At 68.7% G+C, this 14,577-nt stretch carries 17 protein-coding genes; 11 read left to right on the top strand and 6 right to left on the bottom strand.

What is annotated here, in order from left to right; translation table 11 throughout:
- Window positions 1–331, top strand: a 331-nt coding sequence (locus AB0395_RS27795; RefSeq protein ID WP_366285762.1) for a hypothetical protein, incomplete at its 5' end; no start/stop codon positions are given.
- 88 nt (window positions 332–419) lie between these two features.
- On the opposite strand, the gene pgm is transcribed toward AB0395_RS27795, so the two are convergent.
- The 3 genes from pgm to AB0395_RS27780 form a co-directional block, all read right to left on the bottom strand.
- A complete protein-coding gene (gene pgm, locus AB0395_RS27790; protein ID WP_366285759.1) occupies window positions 420–2,057 on the bottom strand; it encodes a phosphoglucomutase (alpha-D-glucose-1,6-bisphosphate-dependent) in 1,638 nt (545 codons plus the stop codon).
- Between the two features lie 108 nt (window positions 2,058–2,165).
- The gene (locus tag AB0395_RS27785; protein WP_366285756.1) at window positions 2,166–2,894 is read right to left on the bottom strand and encodes a maleylpyruvate isomerase family mycothiol-dependent enzyme; all 729 of its coding nucleotides are present in this window, start codon (window positions 2,892–2,894) and stop codon (window positions 2,166–2,168) included.
- Between the two features lie 221 nt (window positions 2,895–3,115).
- The gene (locus AB0395_RS27780) at window positions 3,116–3,313 is read right to left on the bottom strand and encodes a hypothetical protein (protein ID WP_366285754.1); all 198 of its coding nucleotides are present in this window, start codon (window positions 3,311–3,313) and stop codon (window positions 3,116–3,118) included.
- A 17-nt stretch (window positions 3,314–3,330) separates the two neighbouring features.
- Here AB0395_RS27780 and AB0395_RS27775 point away from each other — a divergent pair, with 17 nt between their 5' ends.
- A complete protein-coding gene (locus AB0395_RS27775; protein WP_366285751.1) occupies window positions 3,331–3,981 on the top strand; it encodes a hypothetical protein in 651 nt (216 codons plus the stop codon).
- A 70-nt stretch (window positions 3,982–4,051) separates the two neighbouring features.
- Here the strand turns inward: AB0395_RS27775 and AB0395_RS27770 are convergent, their stop codons facing one another.
- Entirely contained in the window at window positions 4,052–4,177 is a 126-nt protein-coding gene (locus AB0395_RS27770; RefSeq protein ID WP_366285748.1) for a hypothetical protein, read from the bottom strand.
- 204 nt (window positions 4,178–4,381) lie between these two features.
- Here AB0395_RS27770 and AB0395_RS27765 point away from each other — a divergent pair, with 204 nt between their 5' ends.
- Complete coding sequence (locus AB0395_RS27765; RefSeq protein ID WP_366285745.1) at window positions 4,382–5,074, top strand: fasciclin domain-containing protein; 693 nt, start codon at window positions 4,382–4,384, stop codon at window positions 5,072–5,074.
- A gap of 123 nt (window positions 5,075–5,197) precedes the next feature.
- On the opposite strand, the gene AB0395_RS27760 is transcribed toward AB0395_RS27765, so the two are convergent.
- Together AB0395_RS27760 and AB0395_RS27755 are read right to left on the bottom strand one after the other, a co-directional pair.
- A complete protein-coding gene (locus AB0395_RS27760; RefSeq protein WP_366285744.1) occupies window positions 5,198–6,016 on the bottom strand; it encodes an SAM-dependent methyltransferase in 819 nt (272 codons plus the stop codon).
- A gap of 214 nt (window positions 6,017–6,230) precedes the next feature.
- Window positions 6,231–6,734 carry an ATP-binding protein gene (locus AB0395_RS27755; protein WP_366285742.1) on the bottom strand — a complete coding sequence of 168 codons (504 nt, stop codon included), beginning with the start codon at window positions 6,732–6,734 and terminating at the stop codon, window positions 6,231–6,233.
- A gap of 231 nt (window positions 6,735–6,965) precedes the next feature.
- On the opposite strand from AB0395_RS27755, the gene AB0395_RS27750 reads away from it, so the two are divergent.
- The 8 genes from AB0395_RS27750 to AB0395_RS27715 all read left to right on the top strand — a co-directional run bounded on the left by AB0395_RS27750 (window position 6,966) and on the right by AB0395_RS27715 (window position 14,572).
- Complete coding sequence (locus AB0395_RS27750) at window positions 6,966–7,211, top strand: DUF397 domain-containing protein (protein ID WP_366285739.1); 246 nt, start codon at window positions 6,966–6,968, stop codon at window positions 7,209–7,211.
- Window positions 7,212–7,320: 109 nt separating this feature from the next.
- Window positions 7,321–8,226, top strand: coding sequence for a helix-turn-helix transcriptional regulator (locus AB0395_RS27745; RefSeq protein WP_366285736.1), 906 nt, complete (start codon window positions 7,321–7,323; stop codon window positions 8,224–8,226).
- A 48-nt stretch (window positions 8,227–8,274) separates the two neighbouring features.
- Window positions 8,275–9,792 (top strand): SDR family oxidoreductase, encoded by a 1,518-nt coding sequence (locus AB0395_RS27740; RefSeq protein WP_366285734.1) that lies wholly within the window; start codon window positions 8,275–8,277, stop codon window positions 9,790–9,792.
- A gap of 126 nt (window positions 9,793–9,918) precedes the next feature.
- Complete coding sequence (locus AB0395_RS27735) at window positions 9,919–10,533, top strand: SIS domain-containing protein (RefSeq protein WP_366285731.1); 615 nt, start codon at window positions 9,919–9,921, stop codon at window positions 10,531–10,533.
- A complete protein-coding gene (locus AB0395_RS27730) occupies window positions 10,530–10,784 on the top strand; it encodes a HypC/HybG/HupF family hydrogenase formation chaperone (RefSeq protein WP_366285729.1) in 255 nt (84 codons plus the stop codon). The genes AB0395_RS27735 and AB0395_RS27730 overlap by 4 nt, the downstream gene beginning before the upstream one ends.
- Entirely contained in the window at window positions 10,781–11,488 is a 708-nt protein-coding gene (locus tag AB0395_RS27725; protein ID WP_366285727.1) for an SIS domain-containing protein, read from the top strand. Before AB0395_RS27730 ends, AB0395_RS27725 begins: the two co-directional genes overlap by 4 nt.
- A 57-nt stretch (window positions 11,489–11,545) precedes the next feature.
- The gene (locus AB0395_RS27720) at window positions 11,546–12,619 is read left to right on the top strand and encodes a hydrogenase expression protein HypE (protein WP_366285724.1); all 1,074 of its coding nucleotides are present in this window, start codon (window positions 11,546–11,548) and stop codon (window positions 12,617–12,619) included.
- A gap of 93 nt (window positions 12,620–12,712) precedes the next feature.
- On the top strand, window positions 12,713–14,572 hold the full coding sequence (locus tag AB0395_RS27715; RefSeq protein WP_366285721.1) for a nickel-dependent hydrogenase large subunit: 1,860 nt from the start codon (window positions 12,713–12,715) through the stop codon (window positions 14,570–14,572).
- The last annotated feature ends 5 nt before the right edge of the window (window positions 14,573–14,577 follow it).

The raw sequence follows: 14,577 nt of genomic DNA, 5'->3' as shown, positions 1-14,577 counted from the left end.
CACCACCACGCCCGAGCACGGCTGGCCGATCGGCGTGGGAAACCGCCATTTCGAGGTCGTCGAGCGGCTGATGTCCGTGATGGCGCGGCCCGGGAAGCGCACCGGCTTCCTCGGGCGCGCGCTGAAGTCCTGTGCGCTTGGCCTCGCCGCCGCAACCGTGGTCTGCTTCCTGAGCGGAGTGGTCATGGCGGTCCTCGTCGGGGGCAACGGCTATGTCTCCGACGCCTCGACCAGGGGCGTGTACGTCCTGGCTGTCCTGTTTGGCGTCGCCGCGGGTCTGTGGGTCGGGGTCCGCTGGTGGCGCCGTCTCAAGTGGCGGCGCCTCGACTGACGGTGTCTCCGTTGACGGTGTCTCAGCCGACGGCGCCCCGGCAGGCGAAGAGGAGGCGGGGGAATGTCCTCCCGGGGGCCAGGACCGCTCAGCCGAGCGTCTCCGACACCAGGTTCCTGGCCGCCTCCTGTACCTGCGCGAGGTGTTCCGGCCCCTTGAAGGACTCGGCGTAGATCTTGTAGACGTCCTCGGTGCCCGAGGGGCGGGCGGCGAACCAGGCGCTGTCCGTCGAGACCTTGACACCGCCGAGGGCGGCCCCGTTGCCCGGCGCCGTGGTGAGAACCGCCGTGATCGGTTCTCCCGCGAGCGTTTTCGCGGTGACCTGCTCCGCGGAGAGCTTGCCGAGCACCGCCTTCTGCTCTCGGGTCGCCGGGGCGTCGACCCTGGCGTAGGCCGGGTCGCCGAACCTGGACACCAGATCGGCGTAGTGCTCGCTCGGCGAGCGCTCCGTGGTCGCGATGATCTCCGCGGCCAACAGGGCCAGGATCATGCCGTCCTTGTCGGTGGTCCACACCGAGCCGTCACGGCGCAGGAACGATGCTCCCGCGCTCTCCTCGCCGCCGAATCCCAGTGAGCCGTCGAGCAGCCCCGGCACGAACCACTTGAACCCGACGGGAACCTCGAACAGCCGCCTGCCCAGGTCGGCGGTCACCCGGTCGATCATGCCGCTGCTCACCATGGTCTTGCCGACGCCCGCGTCCGCGGGCCATTCCGGCCGATGGCTGTAAAGGTAAGAGATCGCCACGGCGAGGTAGTGGTTGGGGTTCATCAGGCCGCCGTCCGGAGTGACGATGCCGTGCCGGTCGGCGTCGGCGTCGTTGCCCGTCGAGACGTCGAAGGCGTCGCGGCCGGAGATGAGCGAGGCCATCGCGTACGGCGAGGAGCAGTCCATCCGGATCTTGCCGTCCCAGTCCAGCGTCATGAAACGCCAGGTCGGGTCGGTCAGCGGGTTCACCACCGTCAGGTCGAGACGGTGTCGTTCCGCGATCTCGGCCCAGTAGGCGACGCTCGCCCCGCCCAGCGGGTCCGCGCCGACGCGTACCCCCGCCTCCCTGATCGCGGCGATGTCCAGCACGGAGGGCAGGTCGTCGACGTAGGCCGAGAGAAAGTCGTAACGGCCCGTCGTCTCGGCGGCCAGCGCCCTGGTGTAGGGGATTCGCCTGACCTCCTTCAGGCCGTCCGCGATCAGGGCGTTCGCCCTGTCCTGGATCCATGACGTGGCGCCGGTGTCCGCGGGGCCGCCGTTCGGCGGGTTGTACTTGAAACCCCCGTCACCGGGCGGGTTGTGCGAGGGGGTCACGACCACTCCGTCCGCCGTGCCCGCGGCACCCGCCCGGTTGTGGGTGAGGATCGCATGCGAGACCGCCGGTGTCGGCGTGTAGCCGTCACGGCTGTCGATCAGAACCCGCACTCCGTTGGCCGCGAACACCTCCAGCGCAGAGACCCGCGCGGGCTCGGACAGCGCGTGGCTGTCCACACCGAGGAACAGCGGGCCGTCGACCCCCTGCGCCGCGCGGTACTCAACGATGGCCTGGCTGGTGGCGAGGATGTGATCCTCGTTGAAGGCGCTGTTCAGGGACGAGCCGCGATGGCCCGAGGTGCCGAAGGCCACCCGCTGGCCCGTCTCCCCGGGATCGGGGCGCAGCGCGTAGTAGGCGGTCACCAGACGGGCCACGTCGACCAGGTCGGATGGCTGGGCAGGCTGCCCCGCACGATCATGCGTCATCGTCATCTCCTCAAGTCATTCCCGCTAACGGTATTTACCCTGAATGAGGGGATGCCGGGTAGCGAGTCTCGTGGGATGCCGCGTGGTGCCGCCGCCAGGGTGCTGTCGTCACCGCCGCCAGGGCGGAGGCTCGGGCAGCGGGCCCGCCGGGGTGACCGTGAGCCCCGCGCCGTCGCTCCTGCCGGTCAGCCAGGCCAGCAGTGCCCGGCTCCGGCCCGTCACGAGCGGGCCGGGACCGAAGTCGTGATGGATCTCCTCGTCGGTCGCCCTTATCCGCATCCCCGGGATGTCGTCCCGTTTCGCGAGGTCCGCGACCACCCTGCGGCACTCGTCGGCGGCGAACCACCCGGGCCAGTCGTCCGGCGTGTAGCCCGTGTCCAGGTCCACATGGTGGATCTCCAGCTCCTGCAACATGCTTGAGACGACCTCGTGCACGTGATGCTCCGAGCCGTCCAGCCAGCGGACGGGGCGATGCCACGCGGCCCGGGGATGGTCGTGGATCGCGGTCAGCACCTCGGCGGTCGAGGAGCGCAGCCGGTTCAGGAGGTCGGCGGCCGGGTCACCGGCAGCCTTGTCCGCCTGCTCGGCCCGGTACTGCTCGTCGGGATAGCGCGGGATGGGCAGGCCGGTCCGCGCGGCCACCAGCAGCCTGAAACGGGCTTCCGCGCTGCCCGCGAGGTGGGCGATCACGTGCGCCCGTGACCAGCCGGGCAGCCGCGACGGAGCGCGGAACTCCGCCTCCCGCAGCCTCCCGGCGTCCTCGAGCAGCCTGTCGGCGCTTTCGCGCAGGAACGGCAGGAGCTCGAGCGGTGCTCTGTCGCTGATCTCCAGAGTCATGATTCCCTGCTTCCCGCCGGGTACCTCTGGTGTCACGTCTTCCTCCACATCTCGTCGGGGATCGGCGATTACATCCACCTTCTCGCCCGGCTTGTATTCGTGGGGAGGTTATGGGCCGGTCGTGCACGGAAAAGTCATGAATTACACCCTAGGCACGGAACTGCGGCGGAGGGCGCTCCGCTCCGGTCGCGGAGAGGACCCCGGCGGTCCCGGGTCGCCCTTCAGACTCGTCCGGCCTGGTCCACTGCGGGCGCATCGCCCTCGGGGCCGCCCGTGCCCTCCTCGAGACGGGCGCGGAGGCGGGTCCTGATCTCCTCCGGGGTGTAGGCCTGCCGTCGCCGCTCGGCCCTGGCGATCACCACTCCGGTCGCCGCGACGCCCGCCACACCCGCAAGACCGAGTATCTTCCACCACCTCATGTGCCTAGGCTACAGAAATGCCCGGCAAGAGCATCAGCCTCGATGAGGCAGTCGATCTGACCCGTACCGGCGACGTGTGGCTGTTCCGCGGCCGTACCGTGCCGGATCGGGCCATCCAGACCATGACGAACAGCCCTGTCAACCACGTCGGCATGTCCGTCGTCATCGACGACATGCCGCCGTTGATGTGGCATGCCGAACTCGGCAGGTCCCTGCCTGACCTATGGTCGGGAACCAACCAGCGCGGGGTCCAGCTCCACGACCTGCGCGAGGCGGTCTGCGTCTGGGCCACCAGGTACGGCCAGCGCGCCTGGCTGCGCCAGCTCGACCCCCAGGTCACCGGGGAGATGGAGGACGCGGTGCTGCGCACCGTCGCCCGTCTCGACGGCACGCCGTTCCCCTCGACGGCCAGGCTCGCGGGGCGGTGGATGCGCGGCAGGGTGCCGAGGATCTTCAAAAGAGGCGCGGAGGAGAGCGCGCTGGAGAGCGCCTACTGCGCCGAGGTCGTCGCCGTCACCTACGAGGCCATGGGGCTGCTGCCTGGAGGCCGCAGGCCGAACTGGTACGACCCGGGCAGGTTCTGGAGCGGGGACGACCTCAAGCTCTCCGGAGGGTTCCGGCTCGGCGGAGAGATCACGGTGAACACGGGAGCCGTACGGCGCGCTTGATCCCGGAGGTAAGCGCCGGTGACTCGCCCCGGGAAACGGGGTGTCTCGTCGTCCAGGGCCGTAGGACGGCTCAGAGAACACCGGCGACGGCGTCGTTCGCGCGGATGGTGAAGGGGCCGGGCGGCCAGGGGGCTCCTGGCTGCCCGGCCCGACTGCTGATGGCGACCTTATAGATGGTGATCTGTGGATTGATCATGATCTACATGCTTATGGCCTGCTGTACGGGGATGTGTCATGGTCATGTGACGATTGGGTGCTTCTGGGAGATATGTGGTCAAGATTAATTCTGTGGGGCATTTATCACGAAAGTAGAGGGCATTGATCTACGAACAGATCGATGAGGCGGCGGGACCCGTCCGGCGGGCCCGGGCGGCCCATCCGTCCAATCAAGGAGATCAACGTGAAGAAGAAGTCTCTTCTCGCAGCCGCTCTCGCCGCGGTGGCCTTGGCCGCCTTCCCGGTGGCGGCTCAGGCGACCGCCACGAGTTCCGTCCTCACCTTCTCGCCCACGCCGGAACCGTCCGACATGATGTCCAACGAGCCGTCGGGCGCGCCCTCGGAGAACATGTCCAGCGCTCCGTCGGAGGCGCCCTCTGAGGCGCCGTCCGAGGGCGGGATGGCCCAGCCCTTCGGCCCCGGCTGCAGGAAGCTTCCCGAGACCGGGCCGGGCAGCGCCGTCGCCATGGCCAAGGAGCGCCTCGTCGCCGCGGTGTCCCAGAATCCGAAACTGTCCCAGCTGGTCGAGGCTCTCAAGCGGTCCGCGCTGGCCGACCAGCTGAACTCCGCCGACGGCATCACGGTGTTCGCGCCGACCAACGAGGCGTTCTCCGAGGTTCCGCAGGAGGTCAAGGAGAAGCTCAAGTCGGACACCGCCCTGCTGAAGAAGGTCCTCGCCTACCACGTCGTCTCCGGGAAGGTGAAGCCCTCCGAGCTTCAGAACGGGACGCTGGAGACGCTTGAGGGCGGCAAGCTGACCGTCAAGGAGGAGAACGGGGAGTACAAGGTCAACGATGCCAAGGTCATCTGTGGCAACCTGCAGACGGCGAACGCCGTCGTCTACATCATCGACAAGGTGCTCGTCCCGCCGCAGTGACCGGCGGACGACCGGCTGAGGGGTGCCAGCCGCCGGTGCCCCTCATGACGGCTCGCGCCGGGGCATGGCCGCCGCCCCGGTCCGAGGGCGGCGCGGACGGTATGGGAGGGCGGGGCGGACGCCTCAGCCGGCGGGTTTGCGGCCGACCCCGCCCACCGTCCACGTTTTCTCCGGTCCCCGGGTGGTGAGCGGGTTCTCCGGATGCCAGTGGCGGAGGTAGACGAGCCCGGGATCGACCAGGTCCAGCCCGTCGAAGAAGCGCAGCACCTGCTTGCGCGTGCGCGAGGAGCCCTCGTTCCTGCCGAGGATCTGCCGGTAGATGGCCACGAGCGGCTCGGCCGCGTCGGGGCGGGTGTCGAAGACCGCGTGGGCGATGACGAAGTGGCTTCCGGCCACCACCGAGTCACGCAGCAGGGCCAGGCTCTTGAGAGGGTCGTCCTCGTCCGGGGTGAACTGGAGCACGTGGGGGAGCAGCGCGGCCACGGGACGGTTCAGGTCGACCAGCCGCAGAAGTCCGGGATCGGTGAGCACCTCGTCCGGCCGGAGCGCGTGGCCGCTGACGACGGTGGTGTCGGAGTTCGTTGCGAGCAGTGCCCGGCTGTGGGAGAGCACGACCGGGTCGTCGGCGACGTAGGCCACGCGGGCGCCGGGCAGCAGGGCCTGGGCGACCTCGTGGACGTTGCGGCGGGTGGGAAGTCCCGACCCCAGCACGAGGAACTGGTCGATGCCCTGCCCGATGAGGTATCCGACCGTCCGGCCGAGGAAGGCCTGCCGTTCCCTCGCCATCATCCTGATCTCCGGGGCGACGGCCAGAACCTGCTCTGCGGCCCTGCGGTCGGCGGCGAAGTTGTCCTTGCCGCCGAGGAAGTAGTCGTTCATCCGCGCGACGTTCGGCACGCTCGTGTCCAGACCTGCCGGTGGCCGTCTGGCCGAGTCGCTCATGTGTCACCTCCTCGGTTGCCTGTGAGACTAAAGAACCGAGGCGTCCATTGGTAGACGTCGACTCCCTGGCAATAGAGAAAAGTGATAACTATTCAATATTTGTTGCGCGATATGCTCTCTTTGGCGCACTTAAAGGGTATTTATGGGCGTTCTTCTTTCGGGTCCTGAGAGCATCGCCCGCGGTTGGGGGCGGTCCCGGGGGCGTTGGCGGGCGTCAGTAGCAGGACTCCAGGCGCCGCGCGGATTTCGAGGGGAGCGCGAAAGCCGCCCACACGGCCTTGCCGCGGCTGGCCAGCGGAGCCCAGCCCCACATCTCGCTGATCCCCTGGATGACCTGCAGTCCACGCCCGCTCTCCGCCTCGTAGTCGGGCTCGCGTAGGCTCGGTCCCTGGTCGCTCGGATCGGTGACCGCGCACAGCACCGAACTCTCGGTGCAGCAGAGGATGATCCTGACCTCCTGCGGGCGGCGGGTGTCGACCACCCCCCGGATGCCGTGACGCACGGCGTTGGTCACCAGTTCGGAGACGACGACGCCGGTGTCGTCGATCAGGGGGTCGAGCTTCCACGCGCGCAGGGCGGTCGAGGTGAATTCGCGAGCCGTCCGTGCCGCACAGGGATCATGGCGAAGGCTGCGCGCGGCCATCTGGAGATGGCCCGTGTAGCCGCCTCCGTCCGTCCACGGCGGCAGGCCGCTCGGCGGGAGCACGTGATCAAGCATTGACAACCACCGTTCCCACCCACCGATCTCTGTCCCGATGGATGTGGCTTGATGTCTTTGGCGAGCAGTCATCTGCGACCTTGGGGAGGCGTGGCGATCGCGTTACGAGGGCAATCCGTCTAGTCATCTTGCACGGCGTGATGTGCATAGGCAAGTACAGATGCACGTGCATCTGCACAAAGCCGTATGATCGTACAAGTGTTTCCCTCCCTGAACAGGTGAGAGGCGAGGATGAGTCAGCTGTACAACGGCATGTCAGCCGCCCTGCTGGACGGAGTCGTCTGGCGTAAGAGCCACTTCAGCAACCCCAGCGGCAACTGTGTGGAGATGGCCGCCCTGCCTGGCGGTGGGGTGGCGATCCGCAACTCACGGGATCCCCGTGGTCCCGCCCTGATCTACACGCCCCGCGAGCTTGACGCCTTCGTCCAGGGTGTCAAGGAAGGCGACTTCGACGACCTGATCGTCACGGTTGACTGAGGAATAAAATTCTGGGTGGCCTGCGGGGCTTGACGAGAGTACCGTGAAGGCTCGCGATCGCCACAAAGAGTGGGCGGGGGCTCGCGTTTTGTGCTCGAAGGACTACTAGATGATCACACCTCACGCCGAGGGCGAGCCGGCCCCGCCGACCTCCATGGTCATGCCGCGAGGAAGTTCGACGGTGCTCAGGATCGTGCTGGGCGCCCAGCTTCGCCGTCTCCGCGAGCAGCGCCACATCACCCTCGAGACAGCGGGGCACGCCATCCGCGCCTCGCACTCGAAGGTCAGCCGCATGGAACTCGGCAGGGTCAGCTTCCGGGTGAGGGACGTGGCCGACCTGCTGACGTTGTACGGCGTGACCGACTCCGGCGACCGTCAGGCGCTGCTGGCCCTCGTCGAGCGGGCCAACGTCGCCGGATGGTGGCACAACTACAACGATGTCCTGCCGGGCTGGTTTGAGACCTATGTCGGCCTCGAGGAGTCCGCGACCGTCATCCGTAACTACGAGGTCCAGTTCGTGCCGGGCCTGCTCCAGACCGAGGAGTACGCCAGGGCCGTCGTCCGGCTCGGCTACCCCAGCGCCTCGGAGGAGGAGGTGGAGCGGCGGGTACGGCTGCGCATGGCACGCCAGCGGATCCTGCACACCCCCGATCCGCCTCACCTGTGGGTCGTGGTCGACGAGGCGGTGCTGCGCCGCCCGCTCGGCGGGCCAGAGGTGATGCGCGGCCAGATCGACCACATCCTGCGGGCACTCGAACTGCCGAACGTGACCGTCCAGATCGTGCCGTTCAGCGTGGGCGGCCACGCCGCGGCGGGCGGCCCCTTCAGCATCCTGCGCTTCTCCCAGCCCGACCTGCCGGACGTGGTCTACATGGAGCAGCTCACCAGCGCGGTCTACCTCGAGAAGCGCGACGACGTCGACAGCTACCTCGAGGTGATGGAACGCCTGTGCATCGAGGCCGAGCCCGTCGGGCGCACCAGGGGGATCCTTCTCGGGATCCGTGAGGAGTCATAGAACCGTCAAGCGTGCAACCTTTCCGGCTCGCCGTACGAACAATGGCAGATGAAGTGTCTCGTCACCGGGGCGACCGGATACATCGGCGGGCGGCTCGTGCCCGAACTACTGGACGCGGGCCACGAGGTGCGCTGCATGGTGAGGTCGGCGGGCCGCCTGCGCGACCAGCCCTGGGCAGGCCGGGTCGAGGCCGTCCAGGCTGACGCGGCCGACGCGGACGGCACGAGGAAGGCACTCGACGGTGTCGACGTGGCCTACTACCTCATCCACACCATGGGCGGAGGGAAGGATTTCGCCGCCTCCGACCGCCGCGCCGCCGCCACGTTCGCCGCCGCGGCCGGGGACGCCGGGGTGCGCCGCGTCGTCTACCTCGGGGGGCTCGCCCCGAAGGAGGGGCTCTCGCCCCACCTGCGATCCCGCGCCGAGGTCGGGCAGATCTTCCTTGACTCCGGGGTACCCGCCGTAGTGCTGCGGGCGGCGGTCATCATCGGCTCCGGGTCCGCGTCCTTCGAGATGCTGCGCCATCTCACCGAGCGGCTTCCCGTGATGACGACGCCGCGGTGGGTGCGCACCAGGACGCAGCCCATCGCCATCCGCGACGTCCTGCGCTACCTGGTCGGCTGGGCGACCGTCGAGCAGGAGGTGAACAGGTCCTTTGACATCGGTGGCCCCGACGTGCTCACCTACGCCGGCATGATGCACGTCTACGCCTCCGTCGCCGGGCTGCCCCGCCGCCTCATCATCCAGGTGCCGCCGCTCAGCCCCGGCCTTTCGAGCCACTGGGTCGGCCTGGTCACCCCGGTCCCCGCGAGCATCGCCAGGCCTCTGGTCGAGTCGCTGCGAAACGAGGCCGTCTGCCACGAACACGACGTCGCCCGGTACGTTCCCGACCCGCCGGAGGGCCTGATCGGCTTCGGTGACTCCGTGGCGCTCGCCCTGCAGCGGATCAAGGAGGCGAAGGTCGTCACCCGCTGGTCCTCCGCCTCGACCCCGGGGGCGCCCAGCGACCCGCTGCCGACCGACCCCGACTGGGCGGGAGGCAGCCTTTACGTCGACAGCCGGGCTCGCCGGGTCAAGGCCTCCCCGGGGGCGCTCTGGACGGTGATCGAGTCGATCGGCGGCGAGCGGGGCTGGTACTCCCTGCCCGTCGCCTGGCGAGCCCGTGGCATCCTCGACCGCCTGGTCGGGGGAGTGGGACTGCGCCGGGGACGCCGTGACCAGCGGCACCTGCGCGTCGGCGACTCGGTCGACTTCTGGCGGGTCGAGGAGGTCGAGCCGGGACGGCTGCTCCGGCTGCGCGCGGAGATGCGCCTGCCCGGTCTCGCCTGGCTCGAGCTGAGTGTGGAGCACGACCAGGACGGCACTCTCTACCGCCAGCGCGCCGTCTTCCACCCCCGCGGGCTGGCGGGCCACCTCTACTGGTGGTCCATCTCGCCCTTCCACAGCCTGATCTTCGGCAGGATGCCGCGCAACGTGGCGGCCGCCGCCGAGGCGGAGACCATGCCCGAATCCATGCCCGAATCCATGCCCGAGGGGCCCCTTCGTGAGATCCGCCCGGCCCGCTGAGGGCGGGCCCGGACATCCCTGGTGATTTTTTGCGAAATCCCCGAGCGCTGTTTTCTCTCGGCCCGCCTGCCCGGTCGTACGGTCGATAGACAGGGACGACGTCCGACACGAGGGAAGAGGTCCGCCATGGACCAGACGGCCTTGGTCTCCGCCCAGGAAGTCTTCGCACGTCGTGTGGGGCCTGCCCGCGGCCTGGCCGAGGAGGCCGAGCGGGTGGCGAGAGCCTGTCATGCCATGGCGACGCGATTTCACAGCGGCGGCAGGCTCATCGTCTTCGGCAACGGGGAGGCGGCGACGGACGCCCAGCACATCGCGGTCGAGTTCGTCCACCCGGTGATCGTCGGCAAACGCGCGCTCCCGTCCTTCTCCCTGACGAACGACGTCGCGACCGTCACCGGGATCGCCGCGGCCGTGGGAGCCGACCAGGTCTTCGCCCACCAGTTGCGCCATCTGGCCGTGCACGACGACATCGCGCTCGGCGTCTCCGCGTACGGCGACTGCGTCAATGTGCTCAGAGCCCTGGAGACCGCAAAGGAACTCGGCCTGCTCACTCTGGCGCTCGTCGGGGGGGACGGCGGGGAGATCATGCGGAGCGTCGCGGTCGACCACGTGCTCGTCGCCCGCTCCGGCGACCCCCGCATCGTCAAGGAGGTGCACGTCACGACCTACCACATCCTCTGGGAGCTGGTGCACGTGTTCTTCGAGCAGCCCGGCGTGCTCGATCCCCAGGTGGTCGCATGACCGGCAGGGAGCGGGCAGGCGGAAACGAGGTCCCGATCGCGGGCCCGTGTCACGAAGACGTGTGCGTGACCTGCTCCGACGAGGCAGTGCCGATGAGGGTGGTGCGGCTGCTCGAGGCGGGGCTCGCCGTGGTCGACACCGGGCGGGGCACGGAGGAGGTCAGCGTCGCTCTGGTCGACGCCCAGGTCGGTGACATCGTCCTGGTGCACGCCAGGGAGGCCATCGCCGTGGTCAAGGGGGTGACCACGTGAGCACCCCGGACGGCTCCGTCGAGTCGCTGTACCCGTTCCTCTACGCGGGTTCGACGGACCTGGAGGCCGTACTGAGGGCGGTGCGCGGGTCGACCGTGGAGAAGGCGGGCGAGATCGTCACCCTGCGCCAGACCGTGCTCGAGCGCGACGGCGACCGGATCACCGCCTGTGCCGAGGTCATGGCGGAGGCCTTCGCCAGGGGGGCGCGGCTGTTCGCCTTCGGCAACGGCGGCAGCGCGACCGACGCGCAGGACGTGGTGACCCTGTTCCTCAACCCCGGGTTCCTCGGCGACGGGAATGCCGCCGTGCCGCTGCCCGCCTTCGCCCTCACCGCGGACGTCGCGGTGGTGACGGCGCTGTCGAACGACATCGGCTTCGAGGTGGTGTTCGCCCGGCAACTGGCCGCGGCCGGGCGCGCGGGGGACATCGCGCTCGGGCTGTCGACGAGCGGCAACTCGCGCAACCTCATCGCCGCCTTCGAGGAGGCGGACCGGCGAGGAATGATCACGGTCGGGCTGGCGGGTTACGACGGCGGCCAGATGGCCGAACTGGGCACCATCGACCACCTGTTCGTGGTGCCGTCGACGTCGGTGCACCGCATCCAGGAAGCCCAGACCACTGTCTACCACGTGCTGTGGGAGCTCACCCAGAACGCGCTCGTACGGCACGGCGCACCCGGCAAGCCCGTGTCGCGCTCCAACTGAAAGCTGAAAGCACTCCTCCGACGGCGGGCAGGGGGCCCGCGAAGGTGGTGAGGCGCAATGACCACACCGACCGGGTCGAAAGAGACCACTTCAGAAGCACAGGAAGAGCCGGTCGTCCACATTCTCTGGATCAACGCGGGGCTGAGCTGTGACGGTGATTCCGTGGCCTTGACGGCGGCGAGCCAGCCGAGCATCGAGGAGATCGTGCTGGGCGCGCTGCCGGGGCTGCCGAAGGTCGCGGTGCACTGGCCGCTGATCGACTTCGAGTCCGGTCCCGTGCAGGGGGCGGACGTGTTCATCGAGTGGTTCTTCAAGGCCGATCGGGGTGAGCTCGAGCCGTTCGTGCTGGTGGTCGAGGGATCGATCCCGAACGAGGGGATCAAGCAGGAGGGCTACTGGTGCGGGTTCGGCAACGATCCGGCCACCGGGCAGCCGATGACGACGAGCCAGTGGCTGGACCGGCTGGCGCCGAAGGCGACGGCGGTGCTGGCGGCCGGCACGTGCGCGACCTACGGCGGGATCCACGCGATGGCGGGCAACCCGACCGGGGCCATGGGGGTGGCGGACTACCTGGGCTGGGAGTGGCGCTCGAAGGCCGGGCTGCCGATCGTGAACGTTCCCGGCTGCCCGATCCAGCCGGACAACCTGTCGGAGACGATCGTGTACCTGCTCTACCAGGTGGCGGGGCAGGCCCCGATGATCCCGCTGGACGAGGCGCTGCGTCCCACCTGGCTTTTCGGACAGACGGTCCACGAGGGGTGCGACCGGGCCGGGTACTACGAGCAGGGGCAGTTCGCCACCGAGTACGGGTCACCGAAGTGCCTGGTGAAGATCGGCTGCTGGGGGCCGGTGGTGAAGTGCAACGTACCCAAGCGGGGGTGGATGAACGGGATCGGAGGCTGCCCGAACGTGGGCGGCATCTGCATCGCGTGCACGATGCCGGGATTCCCCGACAAGTTCATGCCGTTCATGGACGAGCCGCCCGGGGCGCGGATCTCCTCGGCGGCCAGTACGGCCTACGGCGGGGTGATTCGGACGTTGCGCTCCATCACCCTCAAGACGGTGGACAAGGAGCCGAAATGGCGCAAGCGGGGCCGTGAGCTGCTGACCGGCTACCGGGCGCCCTGGTGAGCAAGTGCAGACAGGACGCCGACGGAACGCCGGCGGAACGGGGCCGGCGAGGGCAGGCCTGCCGCGGAGGCGGGCTGAGACGACGGGGCTGACATGACGACGACACCACATCAGGGCGGCTCGGCGAAACCGGGCACCGGCAGGTCCAGCTCGACGCGGACCAGCTCGGCGCAGACCGGCGAGAGACCGCAGGACAGCGAACTGGTGGAGATGGCCTGGGATCCGATCACCAGGATCGTGGGCAGTCTGGGCATTTACGCCAAGATCGACTTCAAGCAGCGGCGGGTCGCCGAGTGCTACAGCACCTCGTCGATCTTCCGCGGCTACAGCATCTTCATGAAGGGCAAGGACCCCAGGGACGCGCACTTCATCACCAGCCGGATCTGCGGGATCTGCGGCGACAACCACGCCACCTGCTCGGTGTACGCGCAGAACATGGCCTACGGTGTCCGCCCGCCCGCGCTGGGGGAGTGGATCCTCAACCTCGGCGAGGCCGCCGAGTACATGTTCGACCACAACATCTACCAGGAGAACCTGGTCGGGGTCGACTACTGCGAGAAGATGGTCGCCGAGACCAACCCCGGTGTGCTGGCGATGGCCGAGCGCACCGAGGCCCCGCACGCCGCCGACCACGGCTACGCCACGATCGCCGACATCATGCGCTCGCTCAACCCGCTCGAGGGCGACTTCTACCGCGAGGCGCTGCAGATGAGCCGGATGACCAGGGAGATGTTCTGCCTGATGGAGGGCAGGCACGTGCATCCTTCCACGCTGTATCCCGGCGGGGTCGGCACGGTGGCCACGGTGCAGCTGTTCACCGACTACCTGTCGCGGCTGATGCGGTACGTGGAGTTCCTCAAGCGGGTCGTGCCGATGCACGACGACCTGTTCGACTTCTTCTACACCGCGCTGCCGGGCTACGAGGAGGTCGGCAGGCGCCAGGTGCTCCTGGGCTGCTGGGGCAGCTTCCAGGACCCTGCGCACTGCGACTTCACCTACCAGAACATGGGCGACTGGGGGCGGAAGATGTTCGTCACCCCGGGCGTCATCGTCGACGGCAGGCTGCTGACCAGCGACCTGGTCGACATCAACCTGGGCATCAGGATCCTGCTGGGCAGCTCCTACTACGACGACTGGGAGGGACAGGAGAAGTTCGTCACCCACGACCCGCTGGGCAACCCGGTCGACGGGCGCCATCCCTGGAACCAGCACACCATTCCGCACCCGCAGAAACGGGACTTCACCGACAAGTACAGCTGGGTGATGTCACCACGCTGGTTCGACGGCCAGAACATGCTGGCGCTGGACACCGGCGGCGGCCCGATCGCCAGGCTGTGGTCGACCGCGCTGGCCGGGCTGGTCGACATCGGCTTCGTCAGGGCGACCGGGCACAGCGTGCAGATCAACCTGCCGAAGACCGCCACGAAGCCTGAGAAGAGCCTTGAGTGGAAGATTCCCACTCACAACGGGCTGCCGCTGTCGAACGCGCTGGAACGCAACCGGGCGCGCACCTACTTCCAGGCCTACGCCGCGGCGTGCGCGCTGTACTTCGTCGAGCAGGGGCTGGCGGAGGTGCGGGCGGGCCGTACTCAGACGTGGACGCCGTTCACGGTGCCGGAGGAGGCGATCGGGTGCGGGTTCACCGAGGCGGTCCGGGGGGTGCTGTCGCACCACATGGTGATCCGCGGAGGGAAGATTGCGAACTACCACCCGTACCCGCCGACGCCGTGGAACGCCAGCGTGCGCGACAGCTACGGCACGCCGGGCCCGTACGAGGACGCGGTGCAGAACACGCCGATCTTCGAGGAGAACCCGCCGGAACGGTTCAAGGGGATCGACATCATGCGCACGGTGCGCAGTTTCGACCCCTGCCTGCCGTGCGGGGTGCACATGTACCTCGGTGACGGCGGCGAGCTGCGCAGGCTGCACACCCCGCACGCGTTCGGCGCCTGACGGGG

It is taken from the genome of Streptosporangium sp. NPDC051023 (assembly GCF_040689595.1).
Lineage (GTDB): Bacteria > Actinomycetota > Actinomycetes > Streptosporangiales > Streptosporangiaceae > Streptosporangium.
The sequence above is the reverse complement of the archived record's forward strand: the minus strand, read 5'-3'. Positions and strand labels throughout refer to the sequence as shown.